This window comes from Rhodococcus sp. IEGM 1379 (assembly GCF_030056815.1).
Taxonomy (GTDB): domain Bacteria; phylum Actinomycetota; class Actinomycetes; order Mycobacteriales; family Mycobacteriaceae; genus Rhodococcus_F.
In genome coordinates this window covers 1-261 of the sequence record NZ_JASHKR010000220.1, presented here as the reverse complement: position 1 = coordinate 261, position 261 = coordinate 1, and the positions used below count along the sequence as shown (strand labels likewise).

Genomic DNA, 261 nt, shown 5'->3' with positions numbered 1-261 from the left:
CGATCACCTCCGCAGATGCGGTGCCGGCACCCGAGGAGGTGAAGCCGGGGATGAGCGGGTCGAAGTCCGCGAGCAACACCCCGTGAGACCACCACATGAAGTGCCCATCGCCGTTGATGCTGCTGTTATGGGAGAGAACCTGGTGACGTTCGAACAGTGGACGCATCACCGCTTCGGTGATTCCGAGGTAGCCACTGTTCTGTTGAAGCATCAGCGTCCAACCATCGCCGGCATCGGCCACCGCGACGACCTGGAAGTCGA

Annotated in this window: 1 protein-coding gene; it reads right to left on the bottom strand. The window is 61.7% G+C overall.

From position 1 onward, the window contains the following. A partial coding sequence (locus QM600_RS29580) for a DUF6461 domain-containing protein (protein WP_283265337.1) occupies window positions 1–261 on the bottom strand: 261 nt, incomplete at both ends.